Raw genomic sequence first — 24,434 nt, 5'->3', positions numbered from 1 at the left:
CTTGCGAAGCTGCGAGATTCGGCAAGGGGTGATGAGACGGGTGCGCGAATATTTCCCTGATATCCCCGTGCTCGAAGCAGAAGAACGAACGGACGAGCAAGCGCCGTGCTTGGTCGTCAAGCTCGTGCGAGGGGAACGAACTCGCGTTGGCGAACGCCGCTTTCAGGCGAGAGCAGCATTTGAGGTCGATTATTATCCCGACGGAAAGGCTTCTGTTCATGATGTTGCCGATGGGCTCTACGACGCGCTGGAGCTGATTGAAGCAGGCGGCGGCTTATGCAGGGGGACAGGCTTGAAGCATGAAATCGTTGAACGCAAGCTGCGGTTTCAAGTGCAGTACGAGTACATGCTGGCGCGTTCCCGAGAGGAAGCAAGCAAGATGAATGCTATGAAGCAGGAGGGACGCATTCGAGATGTCTGATGCAAACAAGCAGGACAAGCGTAATGTGGAACATGCCGAGGCTGCGGGCGAATTCGCCTTTGCGAAGGAGCAGTGGCTGAAGGCAAAATGCTGGAGTGCAGGCGAGCGAGACATGCTGCATGCGCTTCTAAGCAGTAATGAGCAGTACACGAAGGCGCAGATCGATGCGCTGCTGTACCAATTTCAAATTCAGGAGGTAAAGTAATGGCTGGAGGAACATGGACGACGCAAAATAAAGTAAGACCAGGCGTATATGTACGCTTTCAAGGAGAGGCTGCTCCATCGGGAGCAGTTGGCGAGCGGGGGATTGTGGCACTGCCGTTAACGCTTAGCTGGGGGCCAGTGAAAGAAGTGCTGGAATTGCATGCAGGGGAACCTGTATTCGAGCAGCTAGGTTACGAGCTGACGGATGACGCACTTCTGCTGGTGCGCGAGGCTTTCAAACGTGCGAAGAAGGTGCTGTTGTATCGATTGAATGAAGGTGCAAAGGCGGCTGCAACTCACAATCAATTGAAAGTGAAAGCACGCTTTGGCGGTGTTCGCGGCAACGATATTCAACTCGTCGTGCAGACGAATGTGAACGACAATACGAAGGTGGATGTCATTACAAAAGTTAGCGGACGCATTGTGGATAGCCAGACTGTGCAGCAAGCTGAAAAGCTGATTGCAAACGCTTGGGTTGAGTTCGAAGGCACAGGTGCAATTGAACCAAATGCAGGTCTGCCGCTTACAGGCGGTGATGACGGCAATGTGGTGAATGCGGATCATGTATCTTTCCACGAAGCGATTGCCGTTCATGATTTCCATACGGTTGCGCTTCCTTCCACTGATGCCGCGCTATGCTCTGTCTATGCGGCATTTGTGAAGCGTATGCGTGAAGATGAAGGGAAGAAGATTCAGGCGGTTATGGCTCAATATCCAACCGCGAATAACGAAGGCATCATTAGCGTCAAAAATGGCGTAAAGCTGGCAGACGGCACAATATTGAATGCTGCTCAAGCAACAGTATGGGTAGCTGCGGCAACAGCAGCGGCAGCGATGAATGAGTCGTTGACGTATTCCGCTTACGAAGATGCGGTCGACGTTGATGTTCGCATGACAAATACCCAGGTGGAAGAAGCTCTGCGCAAGGGTGAATTCGTGTTTGTACACCATCTTGGCCATGCTGTGGTAGAGCAAGATATTAATACATTGACGGCATATACGCCGGAAAAGGGCCAGCCGTTCTCCAAAAACCGCGTTATTCGCGTGCTGGACGGCATCGCCAACGATATGAAGCGGATTTTCGAAACGGCGTATGTCGGGAAAACAAACAATAATGAAGAAGGACGTCAATTGTTCCGTGCAGCGTGTATTGCATATTTGGATCAGCTTGAGCGCTTGAATGCAATTCAGCCGTTCGACGCACAGACGGATGTGCTTGTTGCTAAGGGTGAGGCTTCGGACAGTATCGTCATTCAATTGAATGTGCAGCCGGTCGATGCAGTAGAGAAAATTTACATGAAAGTGAAGGTGAAGTAAGATGGGTTTCTTACAAGCAAAGGATACGATTTCGGGTCGTGAAGGCACGGCTTTTGCGCAAATTAATGGAAAAAATGAAGAAATGTTCTATATTAAAACGTTGGAAGCAAAAATAGAAAAACAAAAAGCAGAAATTAAAACACTCGGCAGCCGCGCCACACAGCATAAAACCTCCGGCTGGTCGGGAACAGGCAGCATGACGATTTACTATATGACAGCTTTGTTCCGTAAAATGATGCTTGATTATATTAAGACTGGCAAGGATACAAACTTTACGATTAATGTGACAAACGCAGATCCTACTTCTTCGGTGGGCACGCAGACAATCATGTTGAAGAACGTGAACCTGAACAGTGTCGTTATGGCGAAGCTGGATACAGAGAGCGACGTTTTGGAGGAAGAATTGGAGTTTACATTTGATGATGTTGACATTTTAAGCAACTTTAATGCACCTACAGTGTAATTTTAAATAACATAACTACCATTCAAGATGAGGAGAGCGATTGAAGATGACTACATTAAGCTATTTCTTTGCCCAAAATGCAGAACCCAATACGGAGATGCCATTCGTTGTGTCCCCACGTTTCAAAGATGAAAAGGGTGAGCCGGTTGCCTGGACGCTGCGCAGTATGAGTGAAGTGGAAAATGAGCAGTGCCGCAAGTCGGCCACAAAGCAGGTAAAGGGCAAAGGCGGGGTTGTTACGCCGGAAATCGACTTCAATGAATATACCGCAAAGCTGATTGTGGCAAGCGTTGTGTATCCAGACTTGAAAAATGCAGAGCTTCAACAGTCCTATGGCGTCATGGGTGCGGAGGCGCTCCTGCGCAAGATGCTCCTGCCTGGCGAATATACGGGCCTGCTGCAGCAGGTGCAGACGCTGAACGGCTTCAATCAGGACATGAACGAGCTTGTTAATGAAGTAAAAAACTAATTCGCGAGGGCGATGGCGAAGCGAACTATGCCTATTACGCCCTCCATAAGCTCCGCATCCTGCCGCATGAGCTGCTTGCGCTCCCGGTTCGCGAACGCGCCGCCGTCTACGCGATGATCGACATCCGTGTGGATGAAGAGCGCAAGGCACAGCGCAGTATGCGCAAAAAGCGGTAGTAGGCTTTGGAACAACCGCGGACATTAGAGCAGCGATTTCACAGTCGGCATGGCAATGGCAGCTCCCTTGGGGCAGCTTGGGTGCAGATGGGGGATCGCTCTCTTCATCTTGCGGACAGGGGGAGGGAAGAAGATGGATGAGCAGTCATTACAGGCTTTAAAGATCGCGGCAAAGTCAGTTCAGACGTTTGCTAATGCTTTTGCCAAGGTAAGCACAACGATCAATCAAGTTATGAAGAAGTCGGTGGAAGCGATCACGAAGACTTGGCAGAAAACTGCAACTGCAATTAATCAATCTTGGCAAAAAACGATAAACGCCATCAATCAGTCTTTAAAAAAGGCGTCAAATACAATTGTCCAAGCATGGCAAAAAGCAGCCAATGGGATATCTCAAGCATGGCAAAAGACGGCAAATCAAATCTCACAATCATGGCAGCGAACCAGCAACGGCATTAATAAATCATGGCAGAAAACTGGTTCCAGCATGAATCAGATATGGCAGCGTGCGAACTCTGGAATAAACCGCGGCTGGAAGCAGGCGGGGAACAACATCAATAGAGCGTGGCAGCAGGCTAACAATGGCATTCATAAAGGATGGAATCGGGCTACCTCCGGGTACAATCGAATTCAGCAGCAGAAAACTAGGCAAGGCCCATCTTCTGAAGCTATTGGTGATAACAAAATAGCTAATGACAGTAATAATAAGAGCGAGCAAGGAAATAAAGGAGAAGAAGTTCATAATTCTTTTCGTAATAAAGTAGGAAAATTATTAGATGGAATGAGACCCAAAATACTTGGATTCATTCAAAATATGGGCTTAGATGCGATTAAAGGTGCTTCAAAATCAGAAGATATGAGAGCTCGTTTCAATGCTCAGTTCGGGAATCGGGAAGAAGGGACTGAGGCATTTAAGGCTTTGCGGGCTCAAGCATTGCTTAATGGTAAGGATGTTGACAAATCATTGAAATCCGGTTTGGCACTAACTTCTGTAACTAAAAATACTCAAGATTTACTTCGTATGAATGAAATGGTACAGCGTTTATCCGCCTTACAAGCGAAGGGTGGAAATCCAGAGGAATCAGCTGGTTTGATGAAAGCAGCCTACTTCGGAAATAGCGCTGATCTATTGAAACAGTTAAACATTCCAGTTAGTGCAAAGCAGCAAGAAAAGCTAGAGTCGTTTTCAAAAACTGGCGATTTAAATGGATTTATTCAAGCTTTTGATTCTTTAATGAATAAGGCGAATATGGGAAGAGCATCTATGGAACTACTTATGGATAGTCCAGTTCAGAAATGGGAGGGAGCGATAAATCGTTTCAATGGACTGTTGGCAGCCACTGGTGAGTCTGCTCTTCAAAGCTTTGGCCCAGTTCTCGATCTTCTAAATCTAGCATTTCTTGAGGGTAGATTTGATCCGTTTTTTGCTAGCATTCAAAAGGGAATGACAATCATAGCGAATGTTGTTGGGGTCGTTGTGAGTTTTCTATTGGAAAATTGGAATCTGGTTGAAAACGCATTGCTTGTGCTTGGGGCTATAGCTGCTGCACTAGCTGTTGCTTGGCTTGTTCAATGGATTATGGCAGCGTGGCCATTGCTATTAATTATTGGCGCTATTGTTCTAATCATGACTGCGTTAAATGCATTAGGAATATCAACGAGTGCGGTTATTGGAACCATTGCGGGGGTCTTTGCTGTATTTTTTGCGTATGTCAAAAACATCTTTGCATATATGTGGAATTTACTCGTCACATTTTTTGAATTTGCTCACAATTCGCTTATAGATTTCCCTTACGCTGTCCAAAAGTTATTTTATGAGATTGGACAGACCGTATTACAATTTATCGGAAACTTAGTGAATTCATTTGTTGATGCACTAAATTGGGCGATTCAGAAGGTCAATGATTTAACTGGATCGGAATTCAAATTGGCAAGTAGATGGGAATATGAAAATATATTAAAAGATTATGAACCCAAAAGTAGTAAAGGTGTTAAGGATTATTCGGATTATCGCATGAAACAAACGAATCTCGTTGATGCATTTAAAGATACGCAGAAATATGTAACTGATATGGACTTTACTAAAAACTTGATGCCTGACACTTCCAAATTCAAGCAAGGGGGCAAAACGGATCCGTGGAGTGGTAGTGGGAAAGGTGGAACTGTTCCTGTTACTGGTCTAGGGACAATGCCTCCGATGAACATCCCGAAAGTAGGCGAGGTAGGTAAAGTCGGAGCCATCGACAATAAAGTTGAAATTACGGATAAAAGCATAGAGATGATGCGCGATTTGGCAGAAATGGATAGCATCCAGAACTTCGTATCCTTAACGCCGACTGTTCAGGTAAACACAGGTGATATCCATCAAGGCTTCGATATGGATACGTTAATCAATCGCATCGAGAAGAAGCTGGAGGAAGAATTCGTGTCAACGGCGGAAGGGGTGTACGGATGAGTGGATACCATATCTATTTGAGCTTCAACAACCAAGAGAAGGTCATCGAGCTGCCTGTAAACCCAGCTCAGCTGGAGATCAGCGAAGCGGGAAATTTGCAGTCCTTCGATATCGTCGGTATCGGGGAAGTCGTGAGCATCCATACGCCAAAGCTGGCCGATATTCAATTCAGCAGTTTTTTCCGCTCCATTACGGGCCATATGTGCATATCCCGCCAGAGAAATTGCTGCCGCCTAGTGATTATATCATTCAATTGCGTGAATGGATGGAGACCAAGCGTCCGATTCGCTTCGTGCTTACGACGCCAACTTACCATATGAATCTCGCTATGGCGATTGATAAGTTCACTTGGCGTGAAGTTGCCGGCAGTGTTGGCGATCTGGAGTACGATATTTCCTTGAAGCTGTATAAATTTTATGCGGCCAAAAAGGTAAAGCTGAACGGGAAGCTGACAAGTGCGACCAATGTGCCAAATCCGCCACAGCCGCGTCCAGATGAGCGTAAAGGAACAACCGAGTACATGACGCAGCCAGGGGATAAGCTGTGTTTGATTGCCCAAAAGTTTTTCAACGACACTAGAAAAGCAATCGACATTCAAAGACTGAACGGCATTTCAGCAGATGAGGCCCTGCATGAATTGGAACCGAATCGTGTCTTGCGACTTCCTAGAAAGCAATGAGGCACAGCGACGTAGGAGGTGAATTTGTGAAATGAACAGGTTGGAAGTGTTGGTCGATAATCGCGATGGCAACGCGTGGGACATGTCACACCTGATCTCGAGCATGACATGGTCGACCGCTCGCATTGGCAAGCCTGCCAGCATATCGATTTCCTTTATGAAGGGAGCAATATTTCAAGATCGCAGCTTTACCATCCATAATGGTGATATCGTGCGCGTGCAAGAAGATGGGGTGCCTGTATTTTACGGTTATGTATTCAGCATTGAAACGGATGAGAGCAATACTGTGAAGCTGACTGCTTATGATCAGATGCGCTATTTGATGATGAATGACTGGTGCATGCTTAAAAATGTGACGGCTACTGAGGTGATCCAGCATATCGCCAAAAATTTCAATATCCAGGTTGGAGATTTGGCAGATACGAAGCATAAAATCCCGACTTTTATGGAGGACAACAAGAAGCTCTTGGATATGATGTTCCGTGCGCTTGATCTGACGTTAATCGCCACCAAAAACATTTACGTGCTGTATGATGATTTCGGGAAGCTCATGCTGCGGGAGGCGAAGAGCTGGAAGACAGAATACTTCATCGGCGAAGGCAGTCAGATGACGAGCATTTCCTATAAGATAAGTATTGATGATGATACGTATAACTTTATTAAGCTGTATCGGGACAATCAGGAAAAAGGCGTACGCGAGATTTATGTGACAAAACATAGTGATAATTTGGCGAAATGGGGTCATTTGCAGCTTTATAAAAAGGTAGACGACAAGCTGAATCGGGCTCAAATCAAGCAGCTTGGGGAAAATTTGCTGGAGCTCCATAACCGTGAGAAAAAACCTTAAAAGTAAACGCTGTAGGGGATGTGCGCATTCGGGCCGGAATGTACATCCCTATTTTTGTGCCGGGACAGGAGAAAGAGCAGTTCAGGCTCATTGAGGAATGCTCCCAGGAGTGGAGCGGGTCAGGACATACGATGTCATTAACGTTGAAGGAGATTTAGAGATGAGGACGATGCTGGACATTATTAAAAAAGCGGGTGTAGGAGCGGTGGAGGCATCGAGCCCGGTTGCCCTGCTGTATGGTGTGGTGCTCAGCGTATCGCCTTTGCAGGTGGAGCAGCGCTTCACTCTGCCGGAATCCGCTCTTGTCATAACGGAACAGCTTACCGAGTACAAGGTGCGCATCGGCGGAGAAGAGGTTACGATCCGTGAAGGGCTGTATGCTGGAGATCGGCTGCTGCTCGCCCGTATGCAGGGAGGACAAAGCTACGTCGCACTCGATAGGGTGGTGGGTACATGATCCCGAAGTCAAGGTTCGAGCCGGAGATTGAAGATGCTCCCACGATGATGGAGTATACGGAGCAGCCTACACGCACCTATCGGCTGGATATGGAGGCTGGGCGCATTTTAGGAATGACAGATGGCTTGGATGCGATACGGCAGGCCGTGCTTAAAATTCTGTTGACGGAACGTTTCGAGTATTTGATTTACAGCCCGGATTATGGATCTGAGCTTCGCGCACAGCTTGGTTATAGCTTGGGATTCGTGAAGTCGGAGCTGGAGCGCACGATATCGGAAGCTTTGCTGCAGGATGACCGCATTTTGCGCGTAGGCGAGTTTGCCTTTGAGCAAACGGGAGACGCTCTGCACGTTCATTTTGCGGTTGAGACGGTTTTAGGACAGTTGGAAATGAAGAAGGAGGTGAAGATGGATGGCTGAATGGGAACAAGATGCTTGGAACGTGCCTCGATTGGAGGACATGATGGAGCGAATGCTGGAACGCGTTCCGAATGACGTGGACAAGCGGGAAGGCAGTATCATTTACGATGCGCTTGCCCCGATTGCTTTGGAGTTGGTACAGGCTTATACGGACTTGCATTTTCAAAATGAACTGTCATATGCAGATACATCAAGCGGCGAATATTTGGAGCGGCGCACGGCTGAATATGGAGTGAAGCGCAAGCCGGCCACAGCAGCCAAACGCAAGGGATTGTTTTATGATGCGGCAGGCAAGCCATTCGATGTGCCTTTGAGATCCCGCTTTTCAACGATTGAGCTTAATTATGTAGTCATCGAACGATTATCGGCAGGTGTGTTCGTGCTCGAATGTGAAAGCAAGGGCGCAAAAGGAAATGAATACTACGGCTCCTTAATGCCGGTTGATTACGTAGATGGTCTTGCCCGAGCTGAATTAGCGGAGGTGATTGCGCCAGGCGCGGATGCGGAATCGGATGAATCGCTGAGACGTCGGTTCTTCGAGGCCGTGAATGAACAGCCATTCGGGGGCAATGCAGCCGACTATAAAAAGAAGGTAACCTCTCTTTCAGGTGTAGGCGGCGTGAAAATATTCCCGGTATGGAAAGGCGGAGGCACGGTAAAGTGCACCATCATATCGAGCAGCTTCGAATCTCCGTCTGCTGAGCTGGTGAAGGATGTGCAGACGATCATCGATCCAGAGGTGAATCAAGGCAAGGGAATGGGCTTTGCGCCGATTGGTCATACCGTCACCATTAAGGGGGCAGTATCCGTAAGCATTCATGTGTCGACCACACTTACGCTTGAAGCGGGAATATCCGTGTCACAGGTGAAGGCGGACGTTGAAAAAGTGATCGCCGATTACTTGCGGACGCTGCGTATGAGCTGGAAAGAGGAAGACCGCACCGTCGTGCGTGTGAGTCAACTGGAAGCCCGTATTTTGAATGTAAAGGGTATCGCAGATATTGCGGATACGAAGCTGAACGACAAGGGAGCCAATGTGGAGCTGGACACGGAAGAGCTGCCGGTCATGGGGACGGTGACCTTGAATGGCTGAACCGTTGCTCAAGCGTTTGCCTGACTTTTACCATGACGTTAAGGAAATGGTTCTGCTTATGGAGACGCAGGATGGGGAAAAGGAGAAGCTGCTGGCCGCCATGCAAAGGCTGTTCGACGATCAGTTCGTCATGACTGCAAGCGAGGATGCAATTGCAAGGCGGGAGCGGATGCTGAATATTCTCCCGGATCGCGATGCGGAATCGATCGATTTCCGGCGCAGACGGATTATCAACCGCTACACGACGAAGCCGCCGTTTACGATCCGGTATTTGCAGGAGAAGCTGGACTTTTTGCTCGGCAAGGACAAGGCTCGGGCTGTTGTGGATGCGGATGCCTTCCTGCTGCGCATCGTTGCCAACATTACGGATGCCGCCGTATTCAAGGAGGTTGGGCACACGGTATACGCAGTGAAGCCTGCCAACTTGGTCTATCAACAGGAGACGGCGCTGCTGTCCAATGTAGGAGTGAATGAGAATATATACCGCTCGGATTTGAAGCGGACGACAAGGCTTTCGACGACGTGGAAGCTGGGACGTTCGCCATTTGCCGAGCGCGGGCCGGAGGTGCAGATCAAATGATCGAATCAACGCTGCTGAAAGAACTGGCGACCCATGTCAACACGCGAATTGCCAAGGTCGTGCTGAATAAAACGTATGAGATTACAGAGTTTACGGTGAAGCAAGTATCACAGAGCGTCGTCAATCTGGAATATATGATTCCGCTTGGATCTGTGGACAGCGTATCGCTGATCGAGCTTCGGGCTGCTGACGGCACGGTGCTGACGTCGAATGACGTCTACATCCCGCTCACGTCCGATACGATCATCAAGCAGCCGATTACAGTGAAGGAGGTGGCCTAATGCCATACGAGGCTAAAACGAACTGGAAGTATGACGATACCGTTACAGAAAAGGATCTAAACCGCATCGAACAAGGCCTGAAGGACGCCCATGTGGCGGAGTATAAGGATATTACGTTGCAGCCGGGTGTACAGATCGTGGATGTCCCAGAGGATACTCCCTTCCGCATGGGGGAGATTCGCGGGCGGACGTTGGTTAATTTATTAGGACGTTCATGGTCAGCATATGGCGGTAAGATGAGCTTCGGTGATGGTATGTATACTATTGAAGGTTCTGGTACTGTTCCTAATCCACAATTATCTGCAAATCTTACAAGTACCGGATTTGTTCCAAAGGTTGGGGATTTGTTATTTCTAAGATCGAAATGTCGCGTTGACAATACAACATGTAAGGCAATTGGCTTATACTTTTACAGCAAAAGTACGGATCGTAATTATGCTGCTGAGATTATCAAACCTATGGCCAACCAAGTATATGTAATAGGTGGGATAATCGAAGTAACTCAAGCTATGATCGATGATTGGGCTGACATGATCGCGGTTGTAGCTTATGAGTACAACACAAATGGAGACGCGTTAAATACAGTCAACAAGGTTAGCGAAGTAGCAATGTACCGAGTTTCAGAATCTGTTAGCGGTCAATCTATTAGTGAATTACTAGCTAGTTACCCATACGTAGACAGTATGACAAACGTCACAAATCCGTATGCTATCGGAACTTCGAGGAACTTACTGCCTCCGTTCACGGAATGGAACTTGTACGAAAGTGTCAAAGTTCTCACCCCTTACTCGATTGAACTTAACGCCACTCAGCAGTGGCAGACAAGCCATATTATTGTACCAATCGAACCAGAAGGAACGTATACATTAAGCGCACAGCTCTCGGGTTCTACAAGCGGTTATCTCCATGTATGGGGGCTAGACTTAGCAGGTAAACAAGTACCTCCAAGCCTAACTACAGACAAAAGCAAACTAGGTGATGTTTCAATTACTTTTAAATGTGCGAAGGAGGCTGTACGATTGCTAGTCGCATATACGTCAGAGAATGCGACAGGCAGATACGTTATTGAAAAACCTATGCTCGTACCCGGAGATAAACCGCAACCATTCGCGCCACAATTACGTTCCATGTGGGCAACCGAATTCCAGCTCGCCGCTAATCCATTGGACGGCAGCAATGAAGACGTGCTTTACGTGGGTGATGATGGATTGCCGTATGTTCTGGAAAAATGGAAAACCACTATATTGGACGGACAATATATATATGATAGAACTACTGTTCAAAATACAGGATTCAAGTCTGTGATGATAAAGGGCCTTGCTAGAAACAGTGATTCTCAATTTGATAACGACGATGAAGGGAAACTATTTGCTACCAAATATGATGGTAAATTACTTGCAGTGTCCGATATTCCGATAGTGAATTGGTCGAAAGCAGATTTAGTACGTATAAATGATGAACACGTCTATTTTACCATCTCCAACACAGACAGTGGATGGGGAGACAGCTATGAACCAACATCGGAAGAAATTAAGGCGTACTTCTTGGGTTGGAAGATGGGAAATAACGAGGATTACTCTTTCCCAGCATGGAACGGGAAAGGCACGAAGGCGTGGTATAAGCTGTATAACGGTGTAGGGCCGAAACACCCAGGAGCAACAGATGCGCCGATTATTGAAGGTACGTATTCTAACACTGTGCCAACTAAGATGAATGACACGGGATACACTCCCTACAGTCTCCAATATCTAAAAGCGAAGCCAACGACCGAACCCGCTAGTAACTACGAAACTGGCCTGACGCTCTCAAAAGGCTGGAATATGGTCGAGGTCGGCAGCGGCGTTGTGATTCGTGAGAAGGCGAATCCTACGTACTATTCGCCCAATGGAAATTACTATATAAACAATACAGCAGTAAGTGGAAGCCTACTAAAGAATAAGGTGTCTCGCATGCCGAGGGCTTACCGCAATGGATGGGTTGATAATACCGCCAAGATCGAAAATGATGCTAATGCATATGGCAAGCAGCACGTTAGATTTTTACCGTCAAATTACGACCCTACTGCAGTCTACCACGTAACATATACGATGCTAGACCCAACGCTATCAGCGACAATCAGCGGCAGCATAGCGGCAAATCTACGCGGCACGGTAACGGATATGGTCGCGTGGGCAAGTGATACGGAGCGTCGGTTGAGCGTGGTTGAGACGAAGAAGGCGGAGAAAGAGTCTCCTTCATGGATTACGCCGGCGCTTTTGAACGGTTGGGTTAAGTGGGATGATCGTTGGGCGCCTCCGCAGTATTACAAAGACGACAACGGCATTGTCCATCTGCGTGGATTGATTAAAGGTGGAGTGATTGACGGTAATACGGCAATATTCATACTCCCGCAGGGATATCGTCCTTCCCACAGTTCCTGTCACGCCACTTACTCACAAGGATCAGGTGGAGTCGACGGAGTATTAGCTCGCATTGACATCTCGGGAGCAACAGGCTCAGTATATCCAACACGAGGATCGAGCGAGTTACTTAGTTTAGAAGGTATTTCGTTCCGAGCTGAAAAATAACGAAGGGGGTCTTACATTGAAAGAAGCAATCATAATCGACCTGAACGGTCAATACATTGAACCAACGCTCGTTGCGGACACCGTGACGGGCGTTTTTGATAGAAAGGAGCCGGTTCAAACTGGCTCCAATGATGCAGAATTACTAGCTTCGCAGCAGAATGACGACAATCTACCAACTGAAGCTAAAACGAAACTAGTCGGATACACAGTAGCCATTCCGCTGCCTGATGGTCTTTACGAACCAACCTTTGACGTACTCGGCTATCGCAAAGCAAAAGCAGACTACGACCTCGCATACGTCGAATACCTTGGAGCACTAGCGAAACATGATCCGACGAGCGGGAAGCCTGCACCGCAGCGTCCTGCATCAGTAGACGCATCTTCCTTTTGGAGCAACGGCCTAACGGAGGAAGAAATTGAAGCTTTGCAGCCAAAGCCATTGCCAACAGAGCTGGATCAGCTGCGTCTCGAAAATGCGAAGCTGCTGCTTCATGTTGCCGAACTGGAAGCGAAGAGCGATAAACACGTAGAAGGGACGAGCGAGCTGCGTTCCCAAAACATTGAGCTTACGCAAGATCATGCAACACTACTATTACAACTAGCTGAAAAAGGAGTGATCTAATATGGACTGGTTCACAACGATTAAACGTTACTATGATATGGGGATCTACAAAAACGATCCGAAAGATTCGTTATATGTCGGGAAGTTCTGCGAGTTTGGCAAGATTACGCCAGAACAATTTAAAGAAATTACCGGTGAGACATACTCCGCAATATAGCCCCCGTTTAAAACTTACCCTCTCGATTCCTTTCACAACGAAAAGGGCCGACTTTCGCCGGCCCTATCCCTTTTCTAATTGTAATCCTACAACGTCTGCAGCACAAAGTGCAGAACGAACAACAATGAGATCCCATAGAACAGCGGCTTCACTTCGCGTCCCTTGCCCACGGCAAGGTGGAACAACGCATAGCTGATAAATCCGACTGCAATCCCGTCAACGATGCTGTGCATGAGCGGGATAAATGCGATAATGAAGAACGCGGGAAGACCCTTGTGCATCGCATCGAATTCGATCTTTTTCACGCTTGGCATCATCAGGCCGCCGATAAAGATCAGTATCGGAGCTACGGCTTGATCAGGTACCAATGTCAGTACCGGTAATGCAACCAATGTACCCGCAAACAGGATCCCCGTCACGATAGACGTGAGCCCCGTCCGACCACCGGCAGAAATGCCAGCAGCAGTCTCAACCGTCGAGACATTCGGGCTTGTGCCGAACAATCCGCAAGTAATGACGGAAATCGCATTGGCCTGCAAGGATCGCTTAAATCGTTCCGGATTCCCGCTCATTTGCAGGTGCGCATTTACAAGCCCCACATTTTCGAACACAATGACGAGCGTCAGCGAGAAGGTTGCTACAGCAAGCGTAACAGCCGACACGCCTTGAAACGTGAACTGACCGAATACATCCCCATATGCAGCCCACGAAAAAGACCCGCCTGTTGCTGCGCCAGCGTTAGGCACTGCACCAACTGCATAAGCGAGAGCCGTTCCTGCAATAATGGCGATGAGCAAGTTGCCCGGAACGTTGCGCATGAACAGAATGCATGTAAGAGCCAATGTCGCGAGGGTAACAAGCACTCCAGGATCAGCAAAGGACTGCAATGCAATCATCGTAGACTGATTGAGGACGATAACGCCGCCCTTTTGCAGACCGATTAAAACGAGCATAAGCCCGATCCCTACAGAAATAGCCTCCTGCAATGATTCTGGGATTGCTGCCCGCAGCTGCCCCGCAAGTGACGTGAAGCTAATTGCCGTAAAGCAAACACCGGATAATACCACGACACCCAGCGCTTGCTGCCACGTCATGCCCATGCCGTGCACGAGCGTGTAGGTAAACATCGCGTTAATGCCCATGCCGGGCACAAGAATAATAGGGGATCTGCCCCATATGCCCATCAACAAGCAGCCTGCAGTTGAGGCCAGCACGGTAGCGATAATTCCCGCTTCCTGCGGTATGCCTGCATCTGCCAATATTGATGAATTTACAATGACAATATAGACGATAGCGAAGAAGGACACGACACCGGCCAGCAGTTCCTGCCGCCAGTTGATTCGCGCAGCTTCAGAAGCGTCATTCAAGGATGCTTCTGTCTTCGATTGTATATGTTCCTTTTGGCGGACCAATCGTAAACCTGCTTTCCATCGTAGCCCCTCACCCAACCCTTAGCATGAAATAGAGGAAATTCAAAAAGTCTACTTGTGATCACGAAGAACGACAGAAAGTAGTTTGTGCTGAAAACCGGCCTTTTTGAATATGCACTCATAAAAAACTATGCCCGAATACAAATTCGCGCATAAGTTGCTCTTATTGTATCACATGACCACTTCAAATAATCAAGTGATGTTTGACTTTCCTGCAATTTGTACAATGATCCACCTTGCATCAACCCGTGAAATTACATATAATAAATAACTAATTGATTGTTCAAAACTATGGTCAACACATGCGAAGATGGAGATAAGTACACAGTACCGCTTGCCAGGGAGGCAGCGCCGCAGATTGAGAGCGCTGCTGAAGAATGGACTGTCGAAATTCACTCCGGAGCAGGCACCTTGAACTGGCACGTCACGTACGGTGAAGCTGCTGCAGTAGAGGTTCCCGGACTCGCGGCACGTTATTGCTGCTACAAGTGAGATTTTGGATTGGATCATAACCTCCGCATTCGGAGTGCATGCCAATCGGATCTAATTAGGGTGGTACCACGGTCTTCTCGTCCCTTGTGACGAGAAGGCCTTTTTTTATTTCGAGTGGAAATGAAGGGGGCTTACACAATGAAGGAGCGTTTACAGGCACTGCGCGCCGAAGCGCTGGAAAAGCTGCAGCAAGTAAAGGATGCAGGTCATTTAAATGATTTGCGTGTTAAATTCCTCGGTAAAAAAGGTGAGCTGACAGAAGTACTGCGCGGCATGGGCAGCTTGTCGGCAGAAGAGCGTCCGCTCATCGGTCAAGTGGCGAACGAAGTGCGCGGAGCCATTGAGACATTCATCGAGGAGAAGCAGGCGGCTTTTCTCCGTGAAGAGACGGAGCGTCGTCTTCAGGAAGAAACAATTGACGTGACACTGCCGGGCCGCCCAATGACGGTTGGTGCGGTTCACCCGCTGAACAAGGTTATTCAACAAATTGAAGACATTTTCATCGGTATGGGATACACGGTAGCAGAAGGTCCGGAAGTGGAGCAGGACTACTATAACTTTGAAGCGCTGAACCTGCCGAAGGATCACCCTGCACGCGATATGCAGGATTCGTTCTACATCACCGAAGACATCCTGATGCGTACGCAAACATCGCCGGTACAAGTGCGTACTATGGAAGCAATGAAGGGAAAAGGGCCCGTTAAAATTATCTGCCCAGGCCGCGTATATCGCCGCGATGACGATGACGCAACGCATTCCTTCATGTTCCATCAGATTGAAGGACTCGTGATCGATAAGAACATCCGCATGAGTGACTTGAAGGGAACGCTGCTTCAATTCGCGCAAGAAATGTTCGGTTCCAAAACACAAATTCGCTTGCGTCCAAGCTTCTTCCCGTTCACGGAGCCAAGCGTTGAGGTCGACTTGACTTGTATGAAATGCGGTGGCAGCGGCTGCCGAATCTGCAAACAAACAGGCTGGATCGAGATTCTGGGAGCAGGTATGGTTCATCCGCGCGTGCTTGAAATGGGCGGCTATGATCCGAAGGAGTATTCCGGCTTCGCATTCGGTATGGGTGTAGAGCGTATTGCCATGTTGAAATACGGCGTGGACGATATTCGCCATTTCTATACGAACGATATGAAATTCGTGCAGCAGTTCGCGCGGATGTAGTCAAAATAAAAGTTCAAAAAGTTCGGTTTTCAGCACCAAGAAGGTTGCGGGAACTTGAAGCGGATGCTTTCGTAGCGAGTTTGCTTTGCAAAACTTGTAAGGAAGCGCGGAGTGCAGGCAAACTACATGAGCACTTGAAATGTTTCCAAAGGAAACCTACATCGAAAGCATTCGCTCTTCGAGAGTGAGTGCGAGATTCGATGTCGAGTTACTTCCTGTGTTGCTTTGTGATCAAAAGCGGACTTTTTGAACCACCTCTTAACAGAAGAAAGGAAGAGAGCGAGAAATGAACGTATCCTACCAATGGTTATCGCAATATATCGACTTGACCGGCGTTTCTGCTGAAGAAATCGCGGAACGCATGACGCGTGCCGGTATCGAGATCGACTCGGTGGAGAACCGCAATCAAGGACTCGACCACATCGTCGTGGGCTATGTCGTATCCAAGGAGAAGCATCCAGATGCGGATAAGCTGAACGTGTGCCAAGTAGACGTAGGCGCAGAAGAAAAACTGCAAATCGTGTGCGGCGCGAAAAACGTAGATGCAGGACAAAAGGTTCCAGTTGCTACGATTGGCGCAGTTATGCCAGGCGGCATGAAAATCAAGCGCGCTAAGCTGCGCGGCGTTGAATCCCAAGGCATGATCTGCTCAGCGAAGGAGCTTGGCATGAATGACAAGCTGCTTCCGAAGGAAATGCAGGAAGGCATTCTCGTACTGCCAGCAGATACAGATCTCGGGACACCAATCGCTGACGTGCTCGGTTTGAACGATCATGTGCTGGAGCTTGACCTTACACCAAACCGCTCAGACTGCCTAAGCATGCTCGGTGTTGCACATGAAGTAAGCGCGTTGCTGGAGCGTCCTGCGCGTTTGCCAGAGCAGGATGTGAAGGAAAGCGCTGAAGCTGCCTCAAGCAAAGTGAAGATTAGTATTAGCGCTGCGGAAGGCTGCACGCACTACGCAGCACGCTATATTGCAGGCGTAACGATTAAGCCATCTCCATTGTGGCTGCAAAATCGCTTGCTTGCAGCAGGCGTTCGTCCAATCAACAATATCGTTGATGTAACGAACTTCGTCATGCTGGAATATGGACAGCCGCTGCATGCGTTTGACGCAGATAAGCTGAATGGTGGAGGAACGATCGACGTTCGCTTTGCGAATGAAGGTGAGGGACTGGTTACGCTTGACGGCCAAGAACGCAAGCTGGAACCGCATATGCTGCTCATTACAGACGGCGTGAAGCCAGTTGCGCTTGCAGGAGTTATGGGCGGTGAGAACTCCGAAGTATCTTCGGATACAGTGAACATTTTGCTTGAGTCCGCTCACTTCACGGGTAGCGTGGTACGCAAGACGTCCCGTCAATTGGGATTGCGCTCCGAAGCTTCTCTGCGCTTCGAGAAAGAAGTGAATCCAGAGGCGGTCATACCTGCATTGAACCGTGCGGCTGAACTGATCCGTACACTTGCTGACGGTGAAGTGTATGCGGGGATCGTAGAGCAGAAAACAGCATCTTTGGAACGCAAAGTAGTCGAGCTGACATTGGATAGAACAAACCGTTTGCTTGGTACATCGTTAACATCCGAAGAGGTTCGCAAAATTATGGAGCGTCTTGGCTTCGAATTTGTTGAAAAATCCGAAGGCAGCTTCGCCATCACAGTGCCAACTCGCCGTGGCGATATTACGCGCGATGTAGACTTGATCGAGGAAGTTGCGCGTATTTACGGCTATGACAATATTCCGGTAACGGCTATAGAAGGTTCGACAACGCCAGGCCATCTGACGAAGGGACAAAGCATCCGCCGTGCGATCCGCCGTGTGTTGACAGACAATGGCTTGAATGAGGTCGTGACGTATTCCTTTACAAACCCTGCGGATACAGCATTGTTCCCATCCTTCTTGGAAGATGCAGTGCCTGTTCGCTTGGCAATGCCGATGAGCGAAGAGCGCAGTGTGCTGCGCACGAACCTGACGCCAGGGCTTATTGATGTAGCGGTGTACAACCGCAACCGCAAGCACGAGGATATAAGCATCTTCGAACTGGGCACACTGCATCTGACGAAGGAAGAGCAGTTGACTGCTCAACCGAAGGAAGTGCTGGTTGCTTCTTTACTGATGACAGGCAAGCGCAATGCTGCACAGTGGAATGTGAAGGCAGAACCGGTTGATTTCTATGATATGAAAGGTGTGCTTGACAGCCTCGTATCGTACTTTGGTTTGGATGGACGTGTGCGTTATGCGGCAGATCGCCCGCAAGGTTTGCATCCAGGACGTTCCGCGTCGCTATATTTGACGGGAGAACACGGGGAACAGTATATCGGCTTCATTGGTCAATTGCACCCAGAGGTACAACATGCCAAGGATGTAGCAGACACGTATGTTGCCGAGATTTTGATGCAGCCGTTGATCGATGCGGCAGACTTCGATATTGAATACCGCAGCCTTCCGCGTTATCCGGCTGTAGATCGAGATATTGCGATCGTGTTGGATCGTGGCGCCGAGGTAGGGCAAGTCGTTGCGCTTGCTAAGGAGACTGCAGGCGAGCTGCTTGAATCTGTAAATGTGTTCGACGTCTACACAGGTGAGCATGTTGCGGAAGACAAGAAGAGCGTTGCGATTTCACTCGTGTATCGTCATCCAGAGCATACCTTCACAGACGAAGAGATTACAGAGCTTCACGGCAAGGTCGTGGCAGCAATCGAATCGAACTTCAAGGCAGAGTTGAGAAAGTAAGGCAGCATCTATAAATAGAAGATCAAGAAGTTGGGACGGATATTCCGCTCCCAACTTTTTTTATGGGCAAACAAAGAGTGATAATTCTATATCATTCCTAGAATAGAGAAATAAAGAAATATACATAGAGAGTTCCTAAAAGGCCTGTATTTGCAATTCCGCTACTGCTGCCCCTATAATAGGGAAACCCTGAAATAGCAGGGTATATGAGATGTTTTTTTGCTCTAAAAATCTATGAAATGAAACTTGACTTTCCTCTATACGTAGGAGGAAAAGAGCGGTGATATATCGAATTATCTAGTAGAGTTTGCATATGAGATGCAAACAGGGAATAAATTGTTGCTGCATGCGGGCTGCAAGCTCCAGCATGGCACGTGAAGGTAAGGAGGACCAATGAATGACTAGTCCGGATAATAAGCATCGAGTAGCGGTTGAAATATATGGAACACAATATAAATTGGTAGGCACAACTAGCAAGGATTACATGCGCAATGTAGCGGCGATGGTGGATGAGCATATGCGAAGCATCGCGAATGCCAACTCGCGTCTTGATACAACGCGCATTGCAGTATTGTCTGCGGTACATATTGCTGAGCAAGTACAGAAAGTGAAGGATGAGCAAGTACAGCTTAGCTCGTCTTTGAAGGAAGTTGAAGCAGCGAATCATAATTTGTCGAAGCAACTGACACAGGTTCAGACGGAATCGGAGCAAGCGCTGGAGAAGCTGCGTCAGGAGTCTGCACAGAAGCTGGAGAAGCTGCAAACCGAGCTGAACAATGAGAAAGCGAAGGCTGAAAAGCAGACGGCAGAGCTTCGTGCAGAAACGGCAAAGCTGAAGGAAACAAATCAGCAATTGGCCGAGAAGCATAAGGCTTCGGAAGAGCGTGTGCATAAGCTGACCGAGCAGGTGAAGGAGACGGAGCGTCGGATTCAATCGTTGACGGCGCGTGAAAATGAACAGAAGAAGAAGCTGCAGCAAGTTGAAGAACGGCTGAAGGCTGTTCTGGAAGAAAAGCAGAAGGCGGAGCAGCTCCATGCGCGTACACTCAAGGAAAAGCTGGAGGAGACAGAGCGTCTATGGAGTACGAAGCTGAATGAGCAAAATCAAACTTGGGAATCACAGCTTCAAGACTCGGAGCAGAGCTGGCAGCAGAGAATGACAGAGTCCGAGCAGAGCTGGCAGGAGAAGTTGTCACAAACTGAGCAAGATTGGCAAGCCAAGTATACGGAGACCGAGCAGCAATGGCAGAACAAGCTTACCGACACAGAGCAAGGATGGCAGAAGCAGTTCGATGAAGCCAAACAGAGCTGGAGTCGTAAGCTTTCGAATAAGGAACAAAGCTGGCAGGAAGAGCGAAATTTGCGGGAGCAGGAATGGACAGATAAGCTGAACGTCAAGGAACAGCAATGGCGCGAGCAGCTTGAATCTGAAAAGCGTAATGCCGAGCAGATCTCAGCGGATTGGGAAGAACAGCTTGCGGAGCAGACCGCCGCATGGGAAGGACAATTGGCAGCCCAGACAACAGATTGGGAGTCGCGCTTAGCGAAGAGAGAAGCGGAACTGGTTCAAGATCGAGATAAGCAGCTCACAATGCTTAAGCAGCAGCATGAAACGAATGTGAAGCAGTTGCAGCAAAAGCATGAACAGTACGCTCAGCAGTTGAAGTTTGCCCAAGATAACCAGCGCAAGCAAGCAGAAGAGCGCCATGCTGCCAAAGTAAAAGAATTGTCCGAGCAACATGCTAAAGAAATCGAGCAGGTGAAGGCTGAGCAGCGTTCCAATTTGGCGAAGGCGCAAGCGGAACAGAAGCAGGCCTTGGATGAGGCGCAGGCACTGCATCAGAAGGCGCTGAATGAAGTAAAGGCACAGTGCGAGAAGGATATTGCACAGCTGCTGGCTGATCAGAAGCAAGCAATGGACGAAATGCAGTCACTTCATCAAGAGGCTTTGAAGGAAGCGAAAGCAAAATACGAGGAAGAAATCATTCAACTGCTTGCTAATCAAGAGGAAGCGATGGGAGAAGCGCAGGCGCTGAATCAGCAGGCGTTGGACGAAGCTAAGGCAAAATACGAAAAGGAAACTGCTCAATTGCACGCCGAGTTAGCGGAAGCCAAGTCAAGGCATGAACTGGAGCTGGATCAATTGATCACTGAGCATCTGGAGCAGTTGGAACAAGCTGAAACGGATAAAAGAACGTCAATGATGGAGCTTGAGGATAAGTGGAAGCAAGAGCTTGCTCGGGCAGAATCTGAACGCAGCAAGGCTGTTCAGCAGGTTGAGGCTGTATATCAAGAGAAGCTGCAGCATTCTGAGCAAGAGCGTGTACGTGCATTGAAGGAAGCAACTGAACAACATGAAGAGCAGCAGCTTGATTTGCTTGCGCAGCTTGAGCAGCAGGAGCAAGAACTGATCGCTCGGTATGAGCGGCAGAATGAAGAACTACGTACTCAATATGAACAGCAGAAGCAGGTGCAGTGGGCTCAACATGAGGAGAAGCTGCTAGAAGCGCGTGCTCAGCATGAGAAGCAACTGGCAGAAGAGCGTGCCCAGCATGAGAAGCAGCAGCAGGAAGAACAGCAAGCTCAGTACGAGCAGAAAATCCAGGAACTGCGTGCTCAATATGAAGGCGATATAGATGCCTGGACTGTACTACAGGATGAAGCTTTAGCGGCACACGCCAAGGAGTTGGAGGAATTAGAGCAATCCTTGCGAGCGGAAGCTGAACTGGCGATGCAAAAGAAGGACGCCCGCATCCATCAGCTTGAAGGCCACTTAGGACGCGCGGAAGAGCTGGATCGTGCGCGTCAAGTGGAAATGGAACGCCTCATTCGCGTTAGAGATAATGTACAGGCTGAAGCGGCTGATTTGCAGCAACAGATTGACGCGATGAAGCAAAGTATGGAAGAAGAGCTTGAAGCACTTCGGAATCAGTATGACCGGCAGCTGAATGAACGTCTCGAACAAGAACGAGCAGCATGGATGCGTGAAGCGGATCAGGCGCGAGCTGCGTTGCAGGAGCAATTCGAAGCAGAACGGAGCGCATGGCAGGCGAACATTGAAAAAGAACAAGATGCTCTATACGATCAACTTGCCGAGTTCGAAGATAAGTGCCGCAAGATGGAATTGGAGAAGGAAGAACTGCAAGCTTCCTACGCAAGCATTCAGCAGGCGCAGCATGAAGCCGCTGCTTCCGTGGCAGAAGCGAAGCAGCAGGTGGAGGAAGTGCAATCCCGCTATGTGCAGTTAGAAGAAGAACAACAGCTCTATATTGCAGAGCTTGAACAATATGAAGAAGCTATGGCACGGGCGCAGCAGCGTGAACAGGAATGGGCACAGCAAGAGCAGCAATGGTCGGACACAACTGCAGCATGGAGTGAAGACCGTGAGCATCTGCAACGGCTGGTCGAACAGTTGCGATCTGAGGTCGAGGAAGCGAAGAAGCATGCTGAAGAGCAGGCTCGTTCTCATTCTGAGATGGAAGTTATTCAGGAGCAATTCGAGATTCTCTCCCATCAATTCCGATTATCGCAGCTGGAGCGGGAAAAAGAGCGCAGACAAGTGGATGAGACACAGGAAGCTTACACGAAGCTTAGCGATGAATACACGAAGCTCAAGGATGAATATGCCAAGCTTCAGAGTGAATTTAATGAGTGGCTGGAGATGATTGAGTAGCATTAATGGGGGACAAACGAATCAAACATAAGGAACTGCCAAATAAATGATGCATGAAATAGGATTGTTTTTTGACAAGGTATGGAGGGAAGTTGCAGCGGTATTTGCTTCATGGAACGTCCTGGATTACATCATAGTGGGAGCGGCTGTTGCATGTATGGTATTGGGAGCTGTGCGAGGATTCAAATCTATCGCGCTCTCCCTCTTCGGCTATATTGCAGCATTTATCGTTGCAGCCCGATTTTATGTGGATTTTGTACCATGGGTGAGGAAGAGAGTGTTCACCTCAACTAGCAGCGGGACAGGAGCGAATACAGGCGGGGACGCGTCTTTGACGGCTTCATTGATGGATACTGTACACGCTGTCGTCGCCTTTTTGCTGTTGTTTACGTTTGTATTGGTCGGTCTATGGCTTATACGTTTTGCTCTGAAGAAGTTCACAGATGTAAAACCGGTACGAACCGTGGATCGGGTAACAGGAGCTGTGCTCGGCTTGGTGCAGTTTATCTTTTTGTGGTGTATGATATATATTCTGCTGCGAGCTTGGCCTGCTGGAGCATTCCGTAGCTGGGTTGATTCTTCATTATGGGTTGACAGAACCGGAAAGTGGATGCCAGATGTTATGGTTGAGGCTGTAAAGTGGGCTCAGTGGCTATAGTATCTCTTGCTGAATCGTGCGTGTACGTAACTTCAATCACATACATGAACGAATGAACAGACCGCCGTCCCCCAGGTACTAGACAGGGATCACGGCGGCCGCTCATTTTTCGACAATAAATTTAGCTGTCATCTCATTGTGTCCCGGGCCGCACAAAATCGTGCATGACAAGTCGTATGTACCGGGTTGTTCCGGAGTTATGACTTGCTGGGGATGAGTTGGATCAAGGGACAAATGTAACTCCTTGATGGCAACCCCGTGATTGCCAACAGCATCTAATACGATACGGATTGGTTCACCTGACTTAACGCGATATTCAGACTTATCGAACTTGAAATTAGTTGCTTTAATCACGAGCTCTTTGTCTGTTTTTACGTTGTCTTCTTGAGCCTGATTGGATTGTCCGCCGCATCCAGAGACCATAAACGCTGTGAGCGATAGGCATGTGATGAGCGACCTTAGGCTGCTTCTTGCCAGCATTTGTATAATTCCTCCTCTCCTCGTCCATATAGTGTAACGGAAAGTATCAACTTTTTCCATTGCATGTATGGAGCGAAGAGAAGGGGGTTATACATGGACTCGCTCATTCAGAACGAAGGAAGCAGCCCTCGAGACATTAGGCCGTTATTTGGACTCGCGGCCAGCTTCGAATGGTGTCGCAACTGGAATGAACAAGTCGATCAATCCAATGACAAGCGCTGCAATAATAGCGCCAAGTACCGAGACGGATACACCGCCAACAAAGAATTGAGCGATGTAAATGACGACGGCGCTGGCGATGAAGCCAACGATCCCGCGTCCGAACGGCGTGACTCTTTTTCCAAAAATGCCTTCGACAATCCAGCCGAATAAGGCTATGACTAAGGCAAGGATTAAGGCACTCCAGAAACCGCCTACGGTAAACATCGGCACAATCCAGCCCGTAACCATCAATACGATGGCTGCCACAATGAATCGAACGACATGACCGAGAAAACTCATGGACTTTTCCTCCTTACTCGTTTGAAGGGTATAGGTTTGTGCAACAATTATTGTAACCTTATCCGCGATATTCATGAGTGGCATGTTCAGAC

General features: G+C 48.4%; 22 protein-coding genes, 1 pseudogene and 1 other annotated feature. Of the genes and pseudogenes, 20 read left to right on the top strand and 3 right to left on the bottom strand.

The genetic code is table 11. The features are described 5' to 3' along the window. The first annotated feature begins 1 nt into the window (after position 1). From PAV_RS17450 to PAV_RS33565, 16 genes and pseudogenes are all read left to right on the top strand, one after another. The gene (locus tag PAV_RS17450; RefSeq protein WP_157266944.1) at positions 2 to 421 is read left to right on the top strand and encodes a phage tail terminator family protein; all 420 of its coding nucleotides are present in this window, start codon (positions 2 to 4) and stop codon (positions 419 to 421) included. Then, entirely contained in the window at positions 414 to 626 is a 213-nt protein-coding gene (locus tag PAV_RS17445; protein WP_005548560.1) for a hypothetical protein, read from the top strand. The genes PAV_RS17450 and PAV_RS17445 overlap by 8 nt, the downstream gene beginning before the upstream one ends. After that, positions 626 to 1,942 carry a phage tail sheath family protein gene (locus PAV_RS17440; RefSeq protein ID WP_005548559.1) on the top strand — a complete coding sequence of 439 codons (1,317 nt, stop codon included), beginning with the start codon at positions 626 to 628 and terminating at the stop codon, positions 1,940 to 1,942. The genes PAV_RS17445 and PAV_RS17440 overlap by 1 nt, the downstream gene beginning before the upstream one ends. A gap of 1 nt (position 1,943) precedes the next feature. Continuing rightward, positions 1,944 to 2,405, top strand: coding sequence for a phage tail tube protein (locus tag PAV_RS17435; protein WP_005548556.1), 462 nt, complete (start codon positions 1,944 to 1,946; stop codon positions 2,403 to 2,405). A gap of 46 nt (positions 2,406 to 2,451) precedes the next feature. Beyond that, on the top strand, positions 2,452 to 2,874 hold the full coding sequence (locus PAV_RS17430; protein ID WP_005548554.1) for a phage tail assembly chaperone: 423 nt from the start codon (positions 2,452 to 2,454) through the stop codon (positions 2,872 to 2,874). A gap of 309 nt (positions 2,875 to 3,183) precedes the next feature. Continuing rightward, entirely contained in the window at positions 3,184 to 5,502 is a 2,319-nt protein-coding gene (locus tag PAV_RS17420; protein ID WP_005548552.1) for a phage tail family protein, read from the top strand. A gap of 202 nt (positions 5,503 to 5,704) precedes the next feature. Then, a complete protein-coding gene (locus PAV_RS17415; protein ID WP_005548550.1) occupies positions 5,705 to 6,181 on the top strand; it encodes a LysM peptidoglycan-binding domain-containing protein in 477 nt (158 codons plus the stop codon). A gap of 31 nt (positions 6,182 to 6,212) precedes the next feature. Then, positions 6,213 to 7,186: pseudogene (locus PAV_RS17410) on the top strand (XkdQ/YqbQ family protein). 2 nt (positions 7,187 to 7,188) lie between these two features. Then, the gene (locus PAV_RS17405) at positions 7,189 to 7,485 is read left to right on the top strand and encodes a DUF2577 domain-containing protein (RefSeq protein WP_005548548.1); all 297 of its coding nucleotides are present in this window, start codon (positions 7,189 to 7,191) and stop codon (positions 7,483 to 7,485) included. Beyond that, entirely contained in the window at positions 7,482 to 7,904 is a 423-nt protein-coding gene (locus tag PAV_RS17400; RefSeq protein WP_005548547.1) for a DUF2634 domain-containing protein, read from the top strand. Before PAV_RS17405 ends, PAV_RS17400 begins: the two co-directional genes overlap by 4 nt. Then, positions 7,897 to 8,997, top strand: coding sequence for a baseplate J/gp47 family protein (locus PAV_RS17395; RefSeq protein WP_005548546.1), 1,101 nt, complete (start codon positions 7,897 to 7,899; stop codon positions 8,995 to 8,997). The genes PAV_RS17400 and PAV_RS17395 overlap by 8 nt, the downstream gene beginning before the upstream one ends. Further along, on the top strand, positions 8,990 to 9,577 hold the full coding sequence (locus PAV_RS17390) for a putative phage tail protein (protein WP_005548544.1): 588 nt from the start codon (positions 8,990 to 8,992) through the stop codon (positions 9,575 to 9,577). The genes PAV_RS17395 and PAV_RS17390 overlap by 8 nt, the downstream gene beginning before the upstream one ends. Then, the gene (locus PAV_RS17385; protein ID WP_005548542.1) at positions 9,574 to 9,858 is read left to right on the top strand and encodes a hypothetical protein; all 285 of its coding nucleotides are present in this window, start codon (positions 9,574 to 9,576) and stop codon (positions 9,856 to 9,858) included. Before PAV_RS17390 ends, PAV_RS17385 begins: the two co-directional genes overlap by 4 nt. Next, entirely contained in the window at positions 9,858 to 12,425 is a 2,568-nt protein-coding gene (locus PAV_RS17380) for a hypothetical protein (RefSeq protein ID WP_005548541.1), read from the top strand. Before PAV_RS17385 ends, PAV_RS17380 begins: the two co-directional genes overlap by 1 nt. A gap of 16 nt (positions 12,426 to 12,441) precedes the next feature. Beyond that, positions 12,442 to 13,047 carry a hypothetical protein gene (locus PAV_RS17375; RefSeq protein WP_005548539.1) on the top strand — a complete coding sequence of 202 codons (606 nt, stop codon included), beginning with the start codon at positions 12,442 to 12,444 and terminating at the stop codon, positions 13,045 to 13,047. A 1-nt stretch (position 13,048) separates the two neighbouring features. Next, positions 13,049 to 13,204, top strand: coding sequence for an XkdX family protein (locus tag PAV_RS33565; RefSeq protein ID WP_005548537.1), 156 nt, complete (start codon positions 13,049 to 13,051; stop codon positions 13,202 to 13,204). A gap of 86 nt (positions 13,205 to 13,290) precedes the next feature. On the opposite strand, the gene PAV_RS17370 is transcribed toward PAV_RS33565, so the two are convergent. After that, complete coding sequence (locus PAV_RS17370) at positions 13,291 to 14,616, bottom strand: NCS2 family permease (protein WP_005548534.1); 1,326 nt, start codon at positions 14,614 to 14,616, stop codon at positions 13,291 to 13,293. A gap of 316 nt (positions 14,617 to 14,932) precedes the next feature. Then, positions 14,933 to 15,214 (top strand) — a binding site (T-box leader). Between the two features lie 50 nt (positions 15,215 to 15,264). Here PAV_RS17370 and pheS point away from each other — a divergent pair. The 4 genes from pheS to PAV_RS17345 all read left to right on the top strand — a co-directional run bounded on the left by pheS (position 15,265) and on the right by PAV_RS17345 (position 23,361). Further along, positions 15,265 to 16,299 carry a phenylalanine--tRNA ligase subunit alpha gene (gene pheS, locus PAV_RS17360; protein WP_005548532.1) on the top strand — a complete coding sequence of 345 codons (1,035 nt, stop codon included), beginning with the start codon at positions 15,265 to 15,267 and terminating at the stop codon, positions 16,297 to 16,299. A gap of 286 nt (positions 16,300 to 16,585) precedes the next feature. Continuing rightward, complete coding sequence (gene pheT / locus PAV_RS17355; protein ID WP_005548530.1) at positions 16,586 to 19,030, top strand: phenylalanine--tRNA ligase subunit beta; 2,445 nt, start codon at positions 16,586 to 16,588, stop codon at positions 19,028 to 19,030. A gap of 397 nt (positions 19,031 to 19,427) precedes the next feature. Further along, on the top strand, positions 19,428 to 22,703 hold the full coding sequence (gene zapA, locus PAV_RS17350; RefSeq protein ID WP_005548528.1) for a cell division protein ZapA: 3,276 nt from the start codon (positions 19,428 to 19,430) through the stop codon (positions 22,701 to 22,703). Positions 22,704 to 22,749: 46 nt separating this feature from the next. Further along, positions 22,750 to 23,361, top strand: a complete 612-nt coding sequence (locus PAV_RS17345) for a CvpA family protein (protein ID WP_005548526.1) — start codon at positions 22,750 to 22,752, stop codon at positions 23,359 to 23,361. Between the two features lie 102 nt (positions 23,362 to 23,463). Here the strand turns inward: PAV_RS17345 and PAV_RS17340 are convergent, their stop codons facing one another. Together PAV_RS17340 and PAV_RS17335 are read right to left on the bottom strand one after the other, a co-directional pair. Next, positions 23,464 to 23,841, bottom strand: a complete 378-nt coding sequence (locus PAV_RS17340) for a cupredoxin domain-containing protein (RefSeq protein ID WP_005548524.1) — start codon at positions 23,839 to 23,841, stop codon at positions 23,464 to 23,466. A 144-nt stretch (positions 23,842 to 23,985) separates the two neighbouring features. Next, entirely contained in the window at positions 23,986 to 24,342 is a 357-nt protein-coding gene (locus PAV_RS17335) for a phage holin family protein (RefSeq protein WP_005548522.1), read from the bottom strand. Positions 24,343 to 24,434: the final 92 nt, after the last annotated feature.

The sequence above is a fragment of the Paenibacillus alvei DSM 29 genome, assembly GCF_000293805.1.
Taxonomy (GTDB): domain Bacteria; phylum Bacillota; class Bacilli; order Paenibacillales; family Paenibacillaceae; genus Paenibacillus_B; species Paenibacillus_B alvei.
The sequence above is the reverse complement of the archived record's forward strand: the minus strand, read 5'-3'. Positions and strand labels throughout refer to the sequence as shown.

Excerpts from the sequence above, each read along its gene's own strand:
- PAV_RS17445 (WP_005548560.1), top strand. The coding sequence starts at position 414 with ATGTCTGATGCAAACAAGCAGGACAAGCGTAATGTGGAACATGCCGAG.
- PAV_RS17440 (WP_005548559.1), top strand. The coding sequence starts at position 626 with ATGGCTGGAGGAACATGGACGACGCAAAATAAAGTAAGACCAGGCGTA.
- PAV_RS17435 (WP_005548556.1), top strand. The coding sequence starts at position 1,944 with ATGGGTTTCTTACAAGCAAAGGATACGATTTCGGGTCGTGAAGGCACG.
- PAV_RS17430 (WP_005548554.1), top strand. The coding sequence starts at position 2,452 with ATGACTACATTAAGCTATTTCTTTGCCCAAAATGCAGAACCCAATACG.
- PAV_RS17420 (WP_005548552.1), top strand. The coding sequence starts at position 3,184 with ATGGATGAGCAGTCATTACAGGCTTTAAAGATCGCGGCAAAGTCAGTT.
- PAV_RS17405 (WP_005548548.1), top strand. The coding sequence starts at position 7,189 with ATGAGGACGATGCTGGACATTATTAAAAAAGCGGGTGTAGGAGCGGTG.
- PAV_RS17400 (WP_005548547.1), top strand. The coding sequence starts at position 7,482 with ATGATCCCGAAGTCAAGGTTCGAGCCGGAGATTGAAGATGCTCCCACG.
- PAV_RS17395 (WP_005548546.1), top strand. The coding sequence starts at position 7,897 with ATGGCTGAATGGGAACAAGATGCTTGGAACGTGCCTCGATTGGAGGAC.
- PAV_RS17390 (WP_005548544.1), top strand. The coding sequence starts at position 8,990 with ATGGCTGAACCGTTGCTCAAGCGTTTGCCTGACTTTTACCATGACGTT.
- PAV_RS17385 (WP_005548542.1), top strand. The coding sequence starts at position 9,574 with ATGATCGAATCAACGCTGCTGAAAGAACTGGCGACCCATGTCAACACG.
- PAV_RS17380 (WP_005548541.1), top strand. The coding sequence starts at position 9,858 with ATGCCATACGAGGCTAAAACGAACTGGAAGTATGACGATACCGTTACA.
- PAV_RS33565 (WP_005548537.1), top strand. The coding sequence starts at position 13,049 with ATGGACTGGTTCACAACGATTAAACGTTACTATGATATGGGGATCTAC.
- pheS (WP_005548532.1), top strand. The coding sequence starts at position 15,265 with ATGAAGGAGCGTTTACAGGCACTGCGCGCCGAAGCGCTGGAAAAGCTG.
- pheT (WP_005548530.1), top strand. The coding sequence starts at position 16,586 with ATGAACGTATCCTACCAATGGTTATCGCAATATATCGACTTGACCGGC.
- zapA (WP_005548528.1), top strand. The coding sequence starts at position 19,428 with ATGACTAGTCCGGATAATAAGCATCGAGTAGCGGTTGAAATATATGGA.
- PAV_RS17345 (WP_005548526.1), top strand. The coding sequence starts at position 22,750 with ATGATGCATGAAATAGGATTGTTTTTTGACAAGGTATGGAGGGAAGTT.
- PAV_RS17340 (WP_005548524.1), bottom strand. The coding sequence starts at position 23,841 with ATGCTGGCAAGAAGCAGCCTAAGGTCGCTCATCACATGCCTATCGCTC.
- PAV_RS17335 (WP_005548522.1), bottom strand. The coding sequence starts at position 24,342 with ATGAGTTTTCTCGGTCATGTCGTTCGATTCATTGTGGCAGCCATCGTA.